Consider the following 13,230-nt stretch of genomic DNA (forward strand, 5'->3'; position numbering starts at 1 on the left):
GGAACCAGCAGCCTCGTACGCGGCGCCATGCGTCCTCGCCCTCCTCCACTCCCCCCCCCCCCCCCCCCCCCTCCTCCACCCCCCCCCCCCCCCCCCCCCCCCCCCCCCCGCCGTTCCCGCCGTCCCCCGCTACAGCAGCGCGTAGAGGGCCGAGGCGTCGTCGTGCGTCTTGCCGCGCGGCCAGCGCGCGCAGTCGGCGTCCGCCCGCTCCGCCGCCCTGACCTGGGCGATCAGCTCGCCCGGCCCCGACTCGGCGAGCAGCCGCAGTGCGTCGCCCCAACTGCCGAGACCGAAGCGCTCGGTGTAGCGCGAGGCGCCGTCGGTGAGGGCCGCCAGCGCGTGCAGCCGGTCCAGCCGCACGAAGCCGGTCTCGGCGTGCTCGGCCGCCCGCGGGCTGGCGGCGGCGATCCACGGGCCGTTGCCCCGGTTGCGGGCGGCGCGCACGGCCAGCGCGTACTCCAGGTGCAGTGCGGCCCGCTCGGCCGAGCCGGGGACGGTCTCCCAGACCTGGCGGCGCAGCTCCTCCCCGCCGGGGAAGCGCTGGTTGTCCCCGATCACCCTCGGCGGACCGTCCTTGAACTCCAGCACCAGCAGGGAGTCGCCGAGCACCAGGTACTCCAGCGCCTCACCGTGCCGCCGGGCCGCGACGACCATCGCGGCGGGGGTGTTGGGGTGGGCCAGGTCGCAGCGGCCGCCGTGCAGCGCGGCCGTCTCCACGATGGCGTCGGCCAGGCACTCGGCGATCGAGCGGTCCGACCGGTCGGTGAGCCGGGCGAGCAGGTGCACGCCCAGCCGGCGCACGTACCAGGCCGTCCTGTGCCGGCACCCGGACTCCAGGCCGGCCGGCGAACTCGCGCCGTCCAGCAGGACCAGCGCCTCCGGCGAGGCCGCCGCGAAGTCCTCGCTCTCGCGGTCAGGCCGCCGTGCTTCCCCTGCGAGCTGTAGCTGCATCCCGACAGTGTGGCCGCCGCCCCCGGTCCGCGCCCAGCCCCGTGCGCCGGTGTGGCGCGGTCCGGGGCACGGCGCCCGGTGGCAGCCGGGGCGGTTCGGCCATACCGTCGGACAGTGACCGGACGATTCGGCCCATCGGAGCGGGCCGGGTCCGGGATCACCTTCGGGTGTCCGGGCCGACCGCGACTGACGAGGAGCGGAAGATGTTCTGGGAGTTCATCGTGTTGCTGGCCGCCTCGCTCGGCTTCCCGACCGCCGCCCTGTTCTACCTGATCGGCGGGCCGCGCTTCCCCGACGAGCCGCGCGGCCCCGACACCGCCCGGCGCGCGGGCACCGGGGGCACCGGCGCCTCCCGGACCTCCTGAGGGGCAGCGCACAGCCCCGGCAGCGCACAGCCCGGCAACAGGCAGCCCCGGCGGCTTCCCTAACGCTCCGCCAGGACGCTCTCGAGGAGCGCCGCCTGCGCCAGCAGCCGCTCGTCCCCGCCCTCCGCGCCGACCACCTGGAGCCCCAGCGGCAGCCCCCGCGCGGTCCGCCCGGCCGGCAGGCTGAGCGCCGGCCGCCCGAGGAAGCTCCACGGCAGCGACATCACCGCGTCCCCGGTGCTGTGCAGGCCCTCCGGCGCCCCGCCGGTGGCCGAGGGCGCCAGCCACAGGTCCACCCCGGCCGCCGCACCCGCCGCGGCCACCCGCTCGCCCAGCTCCTCCCGGAACCGCAGCCCGGCCGCCCGGTCCTCGGCCGCGACCCCCTGCCCGGCCCGGATGCTCGCCACCGTCTCCGGCCGGTAGAGCCCACCGAAGCGGGCGAACCAGTCGGCGTGGCTGCGGGCCAGCTCGAAGCGGTTGACCGCCTGCAACTGCCGGGTGATCCAGGCGAAGTCCGGGAACAGCTCGACCCGGCGCACCGTGAACCCGGCCCGCACCAGCCGCGCCAGTCGCTCCTCGAAGGCGCGCAGCGCGGCCGGTTCGGCATGCTCCAGGTACGTCCCGTCCGGCACCCCGAGCACGGGCGCGGACGGCGCCGCGGGCTCCGCGCGCCAGCCGTCGCAGAGCAGCGGGGCCACCAGGGCCGCGCCCGCCAGGTCGGCGGTGAACGTCCCGAGGGTGTCGAGGCTCGGCGCGTTCGGGATCACCCCGGTGACCGGGATCCGCCCGTACGTCGGCCGGAAGCCCACCACCCCGCAGTACGCGGCCGGGCGGATCACCGAGCCGACGGTCTGGGTGCCGATCGCCAGCGGCACCAGCCCGGCCGCGACCGCCGCCGCCGAGCCGCTGCTGGAACCGCCCGGGGTGTGCCCCGGATGGTGCGGGTTGCGGGTCGGGCCCGGGGCGCTCGCGGCGAACTCGGCGGTCACCGTCTTGCCCGCGACCAGCGCCCCCGCCGCCCGCAGCCGGTCCACCACCGCGGCCTGCGGCCCGGCCAGCACCCCGGGCGGCAGCGCCGAACCGCCGTGCGTGGGCAGCCCGTCCACGTGCACGATGTCCTTGACCCCCACCGCCACCCCGTACAGCGGCGGCCGCCCGCCCGGCTCCGGGTACCGCTCGGCCAGCTCCCGCGCCTGCGACCGCAGCCGCCCGTACCGGCCGGGCTCCGGCACGAACGCGTGGATCATCGGGTCCACCCGCTCGACCAGCGCGCACAACCGGTCGACGTACTCGGGAAGTTCGGGCACACCGGCGCGCAGTCCGGCGGCCTCGTCGGTCAACGGCCGCGGCCGGACGAGGGGTTCCTCCATGCCGGTCACAGTAGACGGCCTCACACGACCGGCCTCACTGGTGGTGTTCGGCCGCCAAGTACGGTGCCTCGCGCAGGAAGTACGCCCCGCAGGTGTGGCAGCACAGCTCCGGGGTCTTCCCCCAGTCCACCGCCTCCCGCACCCGCGCGCCCGGATCGAGTTCGCGCCCGCACATCGCGACGCTCTCCTCGCCCCGGACCACGTGCCACAGCCGCACCCCCGCGGCCGCACCGCCCTCGCCGTACTCAGCCCGCATCTGGTGCCTCATGCCCCCATCGTCCGGCCCGCCCCCACCCCCGGCAACCGCAGGCCGGGGGCCGCGCTCCCGGCTCCGCGCCGACGCCCGCCCGTTCTCAGGACGCCGCGCGCAGGAGCGCGCCGTCCTGCCACTTGAGGATCTTGTCGAAGCTGACGATCGCGCCGCGCAGGGGGTGGTTGCGGAGCTGGACGTGGTCGGTGAGGGCGTGGATGAGGAAGAGGCCCCGGCCGGATTCGGCGGTGAGGTCGGGGAGGGTGTCCAGGTCGACCGGGCGCAGCGTGGGGGCGCTGGGGCGGAACGGCAGGACGTGGGTGTCGTACGGGTGGCCGTCGCGGCGGGGGCGGTGGGCGGCGAGGACGCGGACCGGGACGGTGGCGCGGCCGCGGCGGGTGCGCCGGCCCGCCCGGCCGGCCGCCGCCGGGCGGGCCTCGGCCGGGGCCGCCGGGCGGCGGGCGGGCGCGGCGGGCACCGCGGGGGTGGGCAGGCCGGGCCCGGAGTCGGTGACCTCGATCCGCAGCCGGTCGCCGCAGATCGAGGCGGTGACCTGGAAGCCGTCGTCGGGCCGCCCGGTGGCGCCGTGCTCGACGGCGTTGGCGCAGGCCTCGGTGAGGGCGACGCCGAGGTCGTCCGCGATCTGCGGGTCGACGCCCGCGGTCGCCATCGCACCGAGCAGGATGCGCCGGGCCAGCGGAACGCTGGCCGGGTCGCGCTTGAGGTGCAGAGTCCACCAGATGTCCACGGGAGGTCCCTCCTGGCTGCGGCTCCACATACAACTAGGTATCTCCGGGCGTTTCGCGGGTGAACCGTGCCCGGGGCCCGCTACCGCCCGTTCGGCGGATGGACCGGGGGACGTGGTCTGTGCCGGGCGACGCGTACGCCCCTCCGCACGCCGCGGCCGAAAGGGGCATTCGTAGGGATTTCCCACCCTGCCCGTGTCAGCGGCGTACGCAATGAGAGGATGGCCCGGCCATGACTGCCCTCGCCGCCGCCCCGCTCCCGGGCGCCCCCGGACCGGCCCAGCCGGTGGGGTCCGCCGCCTGGGACCTGCGGCTTGCCCGGGCGGTCCCGTTCGCGCTGGTGTGCACCCTGATCGCGGCCGCCGGGCACTCGCTGGCGGGCGGCGGGAACGTGGCGCCGACGGCGCTGGCGCTGGGCTTCGCCGCGGTGCTGGCGTTCGCGGCGGTCTGCGGCGGGCGGGAGCGTTCGCTGGCGGCCATCGCCGGGGCGCTCGGCGCCGGGCAGCTCGGGCTGCACTTCCTCTTCCACGGCTTCGACGGCGCCATGTCCGGCATGCACCACGGCGGTGCCGGTCCGCTGACCGTGCCGCAGGTGGCCGGCCGGCTGATCTGCAACGAGGCGAGGCCCGGCACGCTGGTCGGCCTGCCCGGCAGCCCGTCCCCGGAGCAGCTGGTCTCCTCCGCGGGCCTGGACCCGCACGCGTTCGCCACCGCGCCCTGGTGGCAGGCCGGGCTGTTCGGCATGACGCCGTCGATGCTGGTCGGGCACCTGGGCGCCGCGCTGGTCGCGGGCTGGTGGCTGCGGCGCGGCGAGGCGGCGCTGTGGCGGCTGCTGCGGGTGGCCGCCGCGGCTGCCCGGGAGCACTGGGCGGCGCCGCTGCGCACGGCGTTCGCGCTGGTGGCCGCGCTGCTGCGCGGTCTGTTCGGCGAGGCCGGCCCGGCCCGCCGGTTCGGTGCCAGGGGCGGGGAGAGCCTGCTCCCGGCGGGTGCGGTGCTGCGGCACAGCGTGGTGCGGCGCGGCCCGCCGTGCGGGGCCCTCGCGTACTGAGCCGACGTTCCTGGCGCCCCGTGCGGGCCGGGTTCGCGGCGTGCGCACCGTCCGGCCGTTCCCCCGACCCCCGGGGCGGCCCGAGGCTCTGCCCCCACCTCCCCGCGCGCGGCCCCGCGGCACGGCTCACGTCCGTCGCCCGGTTCCGGCCGCCGCCGAGCTCCGATCGGAGACCCGCATCATGCGTTCCCTTCCCACCCGCCGTCTCGCCGCCGTCGCCCTCACCGCCGCCGCCTCCGTGGTGGCGCTGGCCGGCCCCGCCTTCGCGCACGTCACCGTGAACCCGGGCTCGGCCACCCAGGGCGGCTACACGGCCGTCGACTTCCGGGTGCCGAACGAGAGCGACACCGCGAGCACCGTGAAGCTGGAGGTCAACCTCCCGCTGGACCACCCGCTGGCCTCGGTCCGGACCCTGCCGCTGCCGGGCTGGACCGCCACCGTCGAGAAGGCCAAGCTCGACAAGCCGATCAAGGTGCACGGCAACGACGTCACCGAGGCCGTCTCCAAGATCACCTGGACCGCCGACGCCGGCACCAAGATCGCCCCCGGCCAGTTCCAGGAGTTCCGGGTCTCGCTCGGCCCGCTGCCGACCGACACCGAGAGCATGGAGTTCAAGACCCTCCAGACCTACGACAACGGCGACATCGCCCGTTGGATCGACGAGTCCAAGGAGGGCCAGCCCGAGCCGGCCAAGCCCGCGCCCGTCCTGAAGCTCACCAAGGCCGCCGGGGGCGACGGCCACGGTGTCACCGCCACCCCCGCCGCGGGCGCCCACGGGGACAGCTCCGACCAGGCCGCCTCCGCCGACGCCAAGTCCAGCGACTCCACCGCCCGCACCCTGGGCGTGGTCGGCATCGTGGTCGGCGTGATCGGCACCGCCGTCGGCGTGCTCGGCCTGCGCCGCAGGAGCGGCGGCTCCGCCTCCTGACCCACCGCGCCGGCGGTGCCGCACCCGCGCACCGGGTGCGGCGCCGCCGGCCGTCCACCGCGCACGATCGGAACCCGCATGTCCCGCACCACCCGCACCACCCGCCTGGTCGGCGCGGCCGCCCTCGCGCTGGCCGCCGCCCTGACCCTCTCCGCCTGCGGCTCCTCCGGCGGCGGGGACTCGACCGCCGCCAAGGTCACCCGGCAGAAGGAGGACACCCCGTACCAGGGCACCAAGCTCGCCAAGAACTTCGAGAAGCCGGACCTCCAGCTGACCGACACCTCCGGCCAGCCCTTCGACCTGCGCCGGCAGACCGACGGCAAGGCCACCCTGCTGTTCTTCGGCTACACCAGCTGCCCCGACGTCTGCCCGACCACCATGGGCGACATCGGCGTCGCGATGAAGGCGCTCCCGGCGGAGGACCGGCAGAAGATCAACGTCGTCTTCGTCTCCACCGACCCGCAGCGCGACACCCCCAAGGTGCTGCGCACCTGGCTGGACTCGATGGGCAGCGACTTCATAGGCCTCACCGGGGACCTGGCCAAGGTGAAGACCGCCGCCAAGTCGCTCGGCATCATGATCGAGGACCCGGTGGTCAACGGGGACGGCACCGTCACCTCCACCCACGGCGCGCAGGTGCTGGCCTTCCTCCCCTCGGACGACAAGGCGCACGTGCTCTACATGAGCGGCACCGAGGAGAAGACCTACGAGCACGACCTGCCGCTGCTCGCCAAGGGGGTCGCGGCGTGAGCCCGGTCCAGACCGGAACCAGCCGGTTCCGCCGCAGTGCCCTGCTCGGCGCCGTCGTCGCGACCGCCCTGGGCGGCGGCGTGATCCTGGCCGCGTGCGGAACGGGCGGCCAGGACGGCGCCTCGTCCGGCCCGGCCAGGATCAGCGTCGCCGACGAGTACATCCCGCTGCCGCCGGCCGGCGGCATGGCGGCCGGCTACCTGACCGTCCGCAACGACGGCGGGAAGGACCAGCTGCTCAAGGTGACCAGCCCGGCCGCCGAGTCGGTCACCATGCACCGCTCCACCGCGTCGACCATGGAGCAGGTGGACAGCCTGGACGTCCCCGCGCACGGCGCCCTGCAGCTCGCCCGCGGCGGCAACCACCTCATGATCATGGGATGGCAGAAGGCCCCCGCCCTCGGCGACGAGCTGGAACTCGACCTCACCTTCGCCAAGTCCGGCACCATCTCCGTCAAGGTGCCGGTCAAGGAGCTCACCTACCGACCCGGCCAGAGTTAAGGGGACCGCCAGCATGCAGTCGGCCGGCCTGGAGAAGGCCACCCACCGCCGGATCGCCGGGGTGCTCGGAGTGCTCGGCGCTTTGCTCGCGCTGATGCTCGCGGGCGCCGGGCCGGCCTCCGCGCACGCCACCCTGGATTCCACCGACCCGTCGCAGAACTCGGTGGTCGGGACCGCCCCGCGGGCGGTGACGCTGACCTTCAGCGAGTCCGTCTCGCTCTCCGGCGACTCCGTGCGGGTGCTCGACCCGGCGGGCAAGGCCGTGGACACCGGCAACCCGGCGCACGCCGACGGCAAGGGCAACACCGCCCGGGTCGGGCTGCAGGACGGGCTCGCCGACGGCACGTACACGGTGGCCTGGCGGGCCGTCTCGGACGACTCGCACCCGGTCGGCGGGGCGTTCACCTTCTCCATCGGCGCCCCCTCGGACACCACGGTGTCGGCCACCGCGTTCCAGGGCGCCGAGGCCGACGGCCTGGTCGCCGCCCTGTACGGCACCGGGCGCGCCGTCGCGTACGCCGCCTTCGCGCTGCTGGTCGGCGTCGCCGCCTTCGTGCTGATCTGCTGGCCGGCCGGCACCGCCCGGCGCCGGGTGCAGCGGCTGCTGATGACCGGCTGGACGGCACTGCTGGTCTCCACCGTCGCGGTGCTGATGCTGCGCGGCCCGTACGAGCGCGGCACCGGGGTCGGGCAGGCCTTCGACCTGTCGCTGATGCGCGCCACGCTGGACGAGCGGATCGGCACCGGGCTGGCCGCCCGGCTGCTGCTGCTCGCGGCGGGCGGGGTGTTCCTGTCGCTCCTGGTCGGGCAGTTGGGGCAGCCGCCGCGGCCGGTCGTGCCCAAGCCGCGGGACGAGGACGGGGACGGCTCCGCCGCCGAGGGCTCCGCCGCCGCCGAGGACGACGCCGAGGCCGCCGAGCTGCGCGAGCTGGAGCGCAGGGCCGCCGAACGGCCGCAGCGCGAGGTCCGGCTGGGCCTCGGCGTGGCCGGACTGGTGCTGGCGGTCGCCCTCGCGGCGACCTGGGTCGGCGCCGACCACGCCTCGGTGGGCATCCAGGTCTGGCTGGCGCTGCCGCTCGGCATCCTGCACCTGATCGCCATGGCGCTCTGGCTGGGCGGGCTGGCCGCGCTGCTGGTCGCGCTGCGCGAGGGCGTCGGCGTCGAGGTGGTGGACCGCTTCTCGAAGATCGCCTTCGGCTCGGTGGCCGTGCTGGCCGTGACCGGGATCTACCAGTCCTGGCGGGGCCTGGGCAGCTGGAGCGCGCTGACCGGCACCGAGTACGGGCGGCTGCTGCTGGTGAAGAGCGGCTGCGTGGTCGCGATGCTCGGCGTCGCCTGGATGTCCCGCACCTGGCTGGCCAGGCTGCGCTCGGCCCCGGCCGAGGCGCAGGAGGTCGCACCGGTCGAACTGCCGGAGCCGGTCGCCGTGGCGGCGCACGGCGAGGACCCGGTCCGGCAGGCGCAGCTGGAGCGCCAGCTGGCCGCCCGGCAGAGCGCCGGACGCGACCGCGGGCTGACCCCGACCCGGGCCGGGCTGCGCCGCTCGGTGCTGGTCGAGGCGCTGGTCGCGGTGGCGGTGCTGGTGGTCACCACGATGCTCACCAACTCCCCGCCCGGACGGGTCGCGGACGAGATCAAGGCCCGGGCGGCCGGCGCTTCGGTGGCCGGCGGGCCCGGGGCGGCGGCGCAGACCGAGCCGGGCCGCACCGTCGAGCTCAAGCTCCCGTACGACACCAAGGGCCGGACGCCGAACGCCAAGGGCACCGCGACCGTCAGCCTCAACCCGGCCCGGACCGGTCCGAACGAGGTACAGCTCGCGCTGGACGGCGCGGACGGCCAACCGGTGGACGTTCCCGAGGTGCAGCTCGCCTTCACCCTGCCGGACCGCGACCTCGGCCCGCTGCCGGTCCAGCTCACCCAGGAGGGCACCGGCCGCTGGACCGGCATCGCGCAGCTGCCGCTGGCGGGCAACTGGGTGGTGTCGGTGCAGGTCCGCTCCTCCGACATCGACCAGACCACCCCGACCCAGCAGTTCAAGATCGGGTGAGCGGGGTGACGGACGTTTCCACGGAGCACGGTCCGACGGCGGACGAGTCGGCTTCGAACGGCCCGACGGCGCACGAGTCGGCTTCGAACGGGCCGGCGGGGTCGGCGGGGCCTGCGGGCTTCACCCGGCGGGCGCTGCTCGGCACCGCCGGGGCCGGGCTGCTGGCCGGCGCCGGCGCGGGCGTCGCCGGGGCGGTCGCCCTGGACGGGCGGGGCGGCGGGACGGCCGTCGCGGCGGGCCCGTCCGGCGGGGCGCTGGGCGCGGCCCGGGTGCCGTTCCGCGGCGAGCACCAGGCCGGGATCACCGAACCGGCGCAGGCCAGGGTCCAGCTGGCCGCCTTCGACCTGGCCGAGGGCGTCGGCCGGGACGGGCTGCGCACCCTGCTGCAGCGCTGGACGAGGGCGGCCGAGCGGCTGACCGCCGGGGAGCCGGCCGAGGAGTTCGACGGCCAGGTCGCGCTGGACGCCGGGCCCTGCTCGCTCACCGTCACGGTCGGCTTCGGCGCCGCGCTGTTCGACAAGGCCGGGCTGGCCGACCGCCGCCCGCCCGGGCTCGAACCGCTGCCCGCCTTCCCCGGCGACGCGCTCGACCCGGCCCGCGGCGACGGCGACCTGTTCGTCCAGATCGGCGCGGACGACGCCCTGGTCGCGGTGCACACCCTGCGGGTGCTCCAGCGGCTGGCGGCCGGGACGGCGGCGCTGCGCTGGCAGTCGGCCGGCTTCGCCCGCACCCCCGGCGCCGCCGCGCGGCCGGTGACCGGACGCAACCTGATGGGACAGGTCGACGGCACCAACAACCCCCGGCCGGACGAGGAGGGCTTCGCCGCCAAGGTGTTCTGCGCCGCCGGCGGCGACCAGCCGGCCTGGCTGGCCGGCGGCTCGTACCTGGTGTTCCGGCGCATCCGGATGCTGCTGGACCACTGGGAGGCGCTGCCGGTGGACCGCCAGGAGCGGGTGATCGGACGGCGCAAGTCGGACGGCGCCCCGCTCGGCGCGCCCGCCGGGGCCGGTGAGCGCGCCCCGGTCGACCTCGCCGCGCAGGGCCCGGACGGCACCCTGGCGATCCCCGCCGACGCGCACATCCGGGTCGCCGCCCCGGCGGCCAACGGCGGCGCGGCGATGCTGCGGCGCGGCTTCTCGTACCACGACGGGCTGCTGCCGGACGGCTCGCCGGACGCCGGGCTGCTCTTCCTCGCCTTCCAGGCCGACCCGCGCAAGGGGTTCACCCCGGTGCAGCGCAAGCTCTCCCGGGGCGACGGCCTCTCCCGCTTCCTGCGGCACGAGGCGAGCGGCCTGTACGCACTGCCGCCGGGCCCGCCGCCCGGAGGCTACCTCGGCCAGCAGTTGTTGGAGGGGTAGTTCCCCCGGGTTCACCCGGTCCACCGCCGCGGTCCCGGCCACTGGAACGCTTTCCTGCCGGGGCCGCGGAATCGTTATGGTGACTGCTTCGGCACACCCTGACCGTGCAGCACCGAGATCCCCGGAGGCGTCATGTCGGCCACCCGCTACACCTACCTCGGACCGGCCGGCACGTTCACCGAGGCGGCCCTGCACACCCTGCCGGAGGCGGCGACCCGGGAGCTGGTCCCGCTGTCCTCGGTGGCGCTGGCGCTGGACGCGGTGCGCGGCGGGGAGGCGGCCGGGGCGTTCGTCCCGATCGAGAACTCGGTGGAGGGCGCGGTCACCGCGACCAACGACGAACTGGCCTCCGGCGCACCGCTGATGATCTACCGTGAGGTGCTGCTGCCGATCGCCTTCGCGCTGCTGGTGCGGCCGGGCACCGAGCTGTCCGGGGTCAAGACGGTGACCAGCCACCCGGTGGCCCAGCCGCAGGTGCGGCGCTGGCTGGCGGCCAACCTGCCGGAGGCGACGTGGGAGTCGGCCGCCTCCAACGCGGACGGCGCCCGGCTGGTCGCCGAGGGCCGCTACGACGGCGCGTTCGCGGGCGAGTTCGCGGCGCCGATCTACGGGCTGGAGCCGCTGGTCAAGGAGATCGCGGACGCGAAGAGCGCGGCCACCCGGTTCGTGCTGGTCGGCCGCCCCGGGCGGGTCTCCTCGCCGACCGGCGCGGACAAGACCTCGATGGTGGTCTGGCTGCCGGACGACCACCCGGGCGCGCTGCTGGAGCTGCTGCAGGAGTTCGCGGTGCGCGGGGTCAACCTGATGCGGATCGAGTCCCGCCCGACCGGCGAGGGCATGGGCAGCTACTGCTTCCTGATCGACTGCGAGGGCCACCTGTCCGAGCGCCGGGTGAGCGAGGCGATGATGGGGCTCAAGCGGACCTGCCCGAAGGTGCGGTACCTCGGCTCCTATCCGCGCGCCGACCGGCAGGCGTCCACCCAGCGGCGGCCGGGGACCTCGGACGAGGATTTCACCTCGGCGGCGGACTGGCTCTCCCGCGCGCTCGACGGCCGCGGGGACATCTGAGTCCGGCGCGGACTCGAGTCCGGCACGGGTTCCGTCGCCTTCCGGACATCCTGGTTACATCTTTTGTCTTTCCGACCTTTTCCGACCGTTTCGGAGCGGGTCGATCGGGCGGGGCGGACGACTCCACCCGTCGTCCACAGGCGGCCCCCGGTCGGCGGCCGCTGTCCACAGGGGTCCCCCACTGTCCACAGCCCGGAGTTATCCACAGGGCTGGGGGCGAGTCGACAAACCGGTATAGCCATTGCCCGGATCCGGTCGGACCATCGGTTTGCGTTGCAGAGATGATCAATCGGACCAGAGTCACCCGGTTGCCAGCAAATCACCCGTCCGAGTGGTTCAATTCCCTCACCCGAGAAGGTTGATTGAGGTTTGAAACCTCAATTCCCTGGTTCGTTCACGCGGAAGGCAATCCTCCCCTTTGATCCACAGGTTCGGGGTCCAGCCTGTGGATAACCCGCCGCCGGAGAGTTCCCCACAGAAGTTATCCACAGGCGAGGGTGAGTTATCCCCAGGGGAAAAGCCGTACCGGTGGAGGAACGGTCTCCCGGTACGCTTGGGCCTGTGATTGACCTTCGCCTGCTCCGTGAGGACCCTGACCGAGTGCGCGCCTCGCAGCGCGTCCGTGGCGAGGACGTCGACCTGGTCGACGCCCTCCTCTCCGCCGACGAGCGGCGCCGGTCCTCGGGCAGCCGCTTCGACGAACTGCGCAACGAGCAGCGGGTGCTCGGCAAGCAGGTCGCCCAGGCCAAGGGCGACGAGAAGGCCGCCCTGCTCCAGCGCACCAAGGACCTGGCCGCCGAGGTCAAGGCCGCCGACGCCGAGCAGAGCGCGGCCAAGGAGGAGGCCGACCGCCTGCTCCGCTCCCTGGCGAACCTCATCGACCCGGCCGCCCCGGTCGGCGGCGAGGAGGACTTCGTCACCCTGGAGGAGATCGGCACCCCGCGCGACTTCGCCGCCGAGGGCTTCGAGCCCCGTGACCACGTCGAGCTCGGCCAGATCCTCGGCGCGATCGACACCGAGCGCGGCGCCAAGGTCGCCGGGGCCCGCTCCTACTACCTGACCGGCGTCGGCGCGCTGCTGGAGCTCGCCCTGGTCAACATGGCGATCGCCCAGGCCACCGCGGCCGGCTTCACCCCGATGATCACCCCGACCCTGGTCCGCCCGGCCGCCATGGACGGCACCGGCTTCCTCGGTCAGGCCGCCGAGAACGTCTACCACCTCGCCGAAGACGACCGGTACCTGGTCGGCACCAGCGAGGTCCCGCTCGCGGCGTACCACATGGACGAGATCCTCGACGCCGACAAGCTGCCGCTGCGCTACGCCGGCTACTCGTCCTGCTTCCGCCGCGAGGCCGGCACCTACGGCAAGGACACCCGCGGCATCATCCGCGTCCACCAGTTCGAGAAGGTGGAGATGTTCGTCTACACCACTCCGGAGGACGCGGAGAACGAGCACCGCCGCCTGCTCCAGTGGGAGAAGGACTTCCTCAACGCCCTCGAACTGCCCTACCGGGTGATCGACGTCGCCTCCGGCGACCTCGGCGCCTCGGCCGCGCGCAAGTTCGACATCGAGGCGTGGATCCCCACCCAGGGCAAGTACCGCGAGGTCACCTCGACCTCCAACACCACCGAGTACCAGGCCCGCCGGCTCTCCATCCGGATGCGCGAGGAGGGCAAGACCCGCCCGCTGGCCACCCTGAACGGCACCCTGGTCGCCATCCCGCGCACCATCGTGGCGATCCTGGAGAACCACCAGCAGGCCGACGGCTCCGTCGTCGTGCCGGAGGCGCTGCGGCCGTTCCTCGGCGGGCGGAGCGTCCTCGAACCGGTCAAGTAGCCCGGTCCGCACC

13 protein-coding genes are annotated in these 13,230 nt (G+C 75.1%); 9 read left to right on the forward strand and 4 right to left on the reverse strand.

Features of this window, described 5'->3' with window-relative positions; genetic code table 11:
* Nucleotides 1-129 precede the first annotated feature (129 nt).
* Nucleotides 130-951 (reverse strand): protein phosphatase 2C domain-containing protein, encoded by an 822-nt coding sequence (locus ACZ5OX_RS06265; protein WP_465628965.1) that lies wholly within the window; start codon nt 949-951, stop codon nt 130-132.
* Between the two features lie 203 nt (nt 952-1,154).
* On the opposite strand from ACZ5OX_RS06265, the gene ACZ5OX_RS06270 reads away from it, so the two are divergent.
* Nucleotides 1,155-1,316: a hypothetical protein gene (locus tag ACZ5OX_RS06270; RefSeq protein WP_465628966.1), complete on the forward strand. Its 162-nt coding sequence runs from the start codon at nt 1,155-1,157 to the stop codon at nt 1,314-1,316.
* A 59-nt stretch (nt 1,317-1,375) separates the two neighbouring features.
* Here ACZ5OX_RS06270 and ACZ5OX_RS06275 read toward each other — a convergent pair whose 3' ends face one another.
* The 3 genes from ACZ5OX_RS06275 to ACZ5OX_RS06285 all read right to left on the reverse strand — a co-directional run bounded on the left by ACZ5OX_RS06275 (nt 1,376) and on the right by ACZ5OX_RS06285 (nt 3,684).
* Nucleotides 1,376-2,686: an amidase gene (locus ACZ5OX_RS06275; RefSeq protein ID WP_465628967.1), complete on the reverse strand. Its 1,311-nt coding sequence runs from the start codon at nt 2,684-2,686 to the stop codon at nt 1,376-1,378.
* A gap of 34 nt (nt 2,687-2,720) precedes the next feature.
* Nucleotides 2,721-2,954: a hypothetical protein gene (locus ACZ5OX_RS06280; protein ID WP_465628968.1), complete on the reverse strand. Its 234-nt coding sequence runs from the start codon at nt 2,952-2,954 to the stop codon at nt 2,721-2,723.
* 85 nt (nt 2,955-3,039) lie between these two features.
* Nucleotides 3,040-3,684: an ATP-binding protein gene (locus ACZ5OX_RS06285; RefSeq protein WP_465628969.1), complete on the reverse strand. Its 645-nt coding sequence runs from the start codon at nt 3,682-3,684 to the stop codon at nt 3,040-3,042.
* 230 nt (nt 3,685-3,914) lie between these two features.
* On the opposite strand from ACZ5OX_RS06285, the gene ACZ5OX_RS06290 reads away from it, so the two are divergent.
* From ACZ5OX_RS06290 to serS, 8 genes are all read left to right on the forward strand, one after another.
* Nucleotides 3,915-4,730, forward strand: coding sequence for a hypothetical protein (locus ACZ5OX_RS06290; protein ID WP_465628970.1), 816 nt, complete (start codon nt 3,915-3,917; stop codon nt 4,728-4,730).
* Between the two features lie 181 nt (nt 4,731-4,911).
* Nucleotides 4,912-5,658, forward strand: a complete 747-nt coding sequence (locus ACZ5OX_RS06295) for a YcnI family copper-binding membrane protein (RefSeq protein WP_465628971.1) — start codon at nt 4,912-4,914, stop codon at nt 5,656-5,658.
* A gap of 78 nt (nt 5,659-5,736) precedes the next feature.
* Complete coding sequence (locus ACZ5OX_RS06300) at nt 5,737-6,408, forward strand: SCO family protein (protein ID WP_465628972.1); 672 nt, start codon at nt 5,737-5,739, stop codon at nt 6,406-6,408.
* Entirely contained in the window at nt 6,405-6,908 is a 504-nt protein-coding gene (locus tag ACZ5OX_RS06305) for a copper chaperone PCu(A)C (RefSeq protein WP_465628973.1), read from the forward strand. The genes ACZ5OX_RS06300 and ACZ5OX_RS06305 overlap by 4 nt, the downstream gene beginning before the upstream one ends.
* Nucleotides 6,909-6,921: 13 nt before the next feature.
* Nucleotides 6,922-8,955, forward strand: coding sequence for a copper resistance CopC/CopD family protein (locus tag ACZ5OX_RS06310; RefSeq protein WP_465628974.1), 2,034 nt, complete (start codon nt 6,922-6,924; stop codon nt 8,953-8,955).
* 5 nt (nt 8,956-8,960) lie between these two features.
* Nucleotides 8,961-10,313: an iron uptake transporter deferrochelatase/peroxidase subunit gene (gene efeB, locus ACZ5OX_RS06315; RefSeq protein ID WP_465628975.1), complete on the forward strand. Its 1,353-nt coding sequence runs from the start codon at nt 8,961-8,963 to the stop codon at nt 10,311-10,313.
* 132 nt (nt 10,314-10,445) lie between these two features.
* The gene (pheA, locus tag ACZ5OX_RS06320) at nt 10,446-11,381 is read left to right on the forward strand and encodes a prephenate dehydratase (protein ID WP_449788005.1); all 936 of its coding nucleotides are present in this window, start codon (nt 10,446-10,448) and stop codon (nt 11,379-11,381) included.
* Nucleotides 11,382-11,942: 561 nt separating this feature from the next.
* A complete protein-coding gene (serS, locus tag ACZ5OX_RS06325; RefSeq protein WP_465628976.1) occupies nt 11,943-13,217 on the forward strand; it encodes a serine--tRNA ligase in 1,275 nt (424 codons plus the stop codon).
* The last annotated feature ends 13 nt before the right edge of the window (nt 13,218-13,230 follow it).

The sequence above is a fragment of the Kitasatospora sp. NPDC032121 genome, assembly GCF_055580145.1.